The following is a 3,450-nucleotide window of genomic DNA, read 5'->3' on the forward strand; positions in this document are numbered from 1 at the left end:
AAAAAGCTAGGCAAATGATTAGTTAAGAAATCGTATCAGCTTTTAGCTTTAACGCTTCACACACATAAATCAACGCTTGAATTTCTCTTTCTTACATTGGCTTATTTTGCGTCAGCTTGTAGTCTTTGTTACTTTGACCCAACTTGTCTCGATAAAAGAAAGTTGGTCAAGCCAATCGACCGATTAGTATTGGTTAGCTCAACACATTACTGTGCTTACACATCCAACCTATCTACCATGTAGTCTTCATGGGGTCTAATTGGGATACCTTATCTTGAGGGAGGCTTGGCGTTTAGATGCTTTCAACGCTTATCCTTTCCGAACATAGCTACCCGGCTATGCACTTGGCAGTACAACCGGCACACCATTGGTTCGTTCACTTCGGTCCTCTCGTACTAGAAGCAACTCCTCTCAAGTATCCTGCGCCCACAACAGATAGGGACCAAACTGTCTCACGACGTTTTGAACCCAACTCGCGTACCGCTTTAATTGGCGAACAGCCAAACCCTTGGGACCTTCTTCAGCCCCAGGATGCGATGAGTCGACATCGAGGTGCCAAACCGCCACGTCGATATGAACTCTTGGTGGCGATAAGCCTGTTATCCCCGGAGTACCTTTTATCCGTTGAGCGACGGCGATTCCACTTTCCACCGCCGGATCACTAAGCCCTACTTTCGTACCTGTTCGACTTGTTGGTCTCACAGTTAATTTGCCTTATACCTTTACGCTCTACTCGTGATTGCCAACCACGATGAGGCAAACTTTGGACTCCTCCGTTACTCTTTAGGAGGATACCGCCCCAGTAAAACTGCCCGTCTGGCAATGTCCGTTCCCCAGATTCATGGGTGAACGTTAGATTCCCGACTTGTCAAGACCAGTATTTCACCGTCGACTCCATCTTACCTGACGGCAAGACTTCTAAGTCTCCTGGTTATCCTACACATGACAAGTTAGGAGCCAATACCAGAGTACAGTAAAGGTTCACGGGGTCTTTCCGTCTTATTGCGGGTAAACGGCATCTTCACCGCTACTACAAGTTCACCGAGCCTCTCGTTGAGACAGTGCCCAGATCGTTATACCATTCGTGCAGGTCGGAACTTACCCGACAAGGAATTTCGCTACCTTAGGACCGTTATAGTTACGGCCGCCATTCACCAGGGCTTAAATTCGAAGCTTCGCATTGCTGCTAACCTCTCCTTTTGACCTTTTGGCATTGGGCAGGCATCACACCATATACTTCGACTTAGACGTCTTTGCATAGTGCTGTGTTTTTGTTAAACAGTCGCCTGGGCCATTTCTCTGCGGCCACGCTCCGCTTCACATGCTAGATGTGTCACGGCTCATGGCTCCCCTTCTCCCGAAGTTACGAGGATAATTTGCCGAGTTCCTTAACGAGAGTTCTCTCGCGCGCCTAAGAATATTCTTCCCACCCACCTGTGTCGGTTTTGGTACGGTCACCTTCGACAGCTAGAATCTATTTCTTGGAAACATCGCTCTACACCATCGGTTCATTTGCACTCCCCTTGTCCACTATCTAGAATCCTGCTGACGGATTTGCCTATCAGCCTTCCTCGTAGTGTCACGGACTCTTCCAATCGTCCGCGTGCTTTACTTATTTCGTCAATCCATCGCTGTTGTCTTCGGTGGCGCAGGAATATTTAACCTGCTTTCCATCGCTTACGCTTTTCAGCCTCAGCTTAGGGACCGGCTAACCCAGGGAAGACGAGCTTTACCCTGGAAACCTTGGGTTTTCGGCGAGGCAGATTTTCACTGCCTTTATCGTTTACTCATGCCATGCATTCTCACTAGTATGCGCTCCAATGCTCCTTTCGGTACATCTTCTGTGCCCATACTACGCTCCCCTACCGCGCATATTTTACAATATGCACCCGCGAATTCGGCTCTATGCTTTAGTCCCGGATATTATCGGCGCAAAGTTTCTCGATTGGTGAGCTGTTACGCACTCTTTAAATGATGGCTGCCTCTAAGCCAACATCCCAACTGTTTTAGAAACTTTACTTCCTTACTCACTTAGCATAGAATTAGGGGCCTTATTCGGCGATCTGGGCTGTTCCCCTTTTGACAATGAAGCTTAGCCCCCACTGTCTATCTCCCGGACTGCTTTACAGTATTCGGAGTTTGATTTCCTTTGGTAGACCGGTAGGTCCCCGCGTGAATTCAGTGCTCTACCCCTGTAAAGAATACGTCCGAGGCTAACCCTAAAGTTATTTCGAAGAGAACAAGATATCTCCACGTTTGATTGGCCTTTCACCCCTATCCACAACTCATCCAAAACTTTTTCAACAGTTACTAGTTCGGTCCTCCACAAGGTGTTACCCTTGCTTCAACCTGGTCATGGATAGATCACGTGGTTTCGTGTCTACGCCATATGACTTATTCGCGCTTTTAACGCTCGCTTTCACTTCGGCTCCGGAACGTAGGTCCCTTAACCTTGCCATATAGCGTAACTCGCTGGCTCATCATGCAAAAGGCACGCCGTCAGCCATTCCCTTATAAAGGGCATAGGCCTTCGACCGTTTGTAAGCTGCTGGTTTCAGGTTCTATTTCACTCCCCTAACAGGGGTTCTTTTCGCCTTTCCCTCACGGTACTGGTTCGCTATCGGTTATCAACGAGTATTTAGCCTTGGGAGGTGGTCCTCCCTGCTTCAAACCGGGTTTCACGTGTCCGGCTTTACTCAGGTGCCTATCCTGTCAGGTCCTCTTTTCGTCTACGGGACTATCACCCTATATTGTCCAGCTTTCCAGCGGTGTTCGACTAAGATTTCCTGATCTTTTGATAGGTCCTACAACCCCAGAGTCATGGACTCTGGTTTGGGCTTTTCCCATTTCGCTCGCCGCTACTTTGGGAATCTCTTTATTGATTTCTTTTCCTCTACTTACTAAGATGTTTCAGTTCAGTAGGTCTTGCTTCTTTAACCTATGGATTCAGTTAAAGATGATGAGATATTACTCTCACCGGGTTTCCCCATTCGGATTCCACCGGGTCTACGCTTTCTTCCAGCTCACCGATGCCTATCGCGGGTTTCGCGTCCTTCATCGCCTGTTGATACCAAGGCATCCACCAGCAGCCCTTAATAGCTTGACCAAAAAATTTAATTTTTGGACTAAAGCTGACGTTTTACAATTACGTCATTAAGTTTAATGAGCATACTTTATTTTGTAAGTGTTTGCCACTTACTTTCGCCAATTGTTCAGTTTTAAATTTACATTTAAAACTTAGGTAAGAAGTTTACTCTTCAAGCGTCGATTTATGTCTGTGAACTTATCAGTGTTTAACGTTTTGCTTTCGCTTAACGTAAGATGCGTTTAATCGTTATTGCTAACGATTCGCTATTAACATGATACTTTTACTTTAATCATCAATCTTATCTTTTGAAGATTAACTCTTTTGTTTGATTTCTTATTAATCACTTGCCTTTCAAGATAACT

1 rRNA gene is annotated in these 3,450 nt (G+C 46.2%); it reads right to left on the reverse strand.

The annotated features are described in order from the left end of the window. Positions 1 to 162: 162 nt before the first annotated feature. Positions 163 to 3,106, reverse strand: a 23S ribosomal RNA gene (locus DB41_RS10170). Positions 3,107 to 3,450: the final 344 nt, after the last annotated feature.

Source organism: Neochlamydia sp. TUME1, assembly GCF_000813645.1.
Lineage (GTDB): Bacteria > Chlamydiota > Chlamydiia > Chlamydiales > Parachlamydiaceae > Neochlamydia.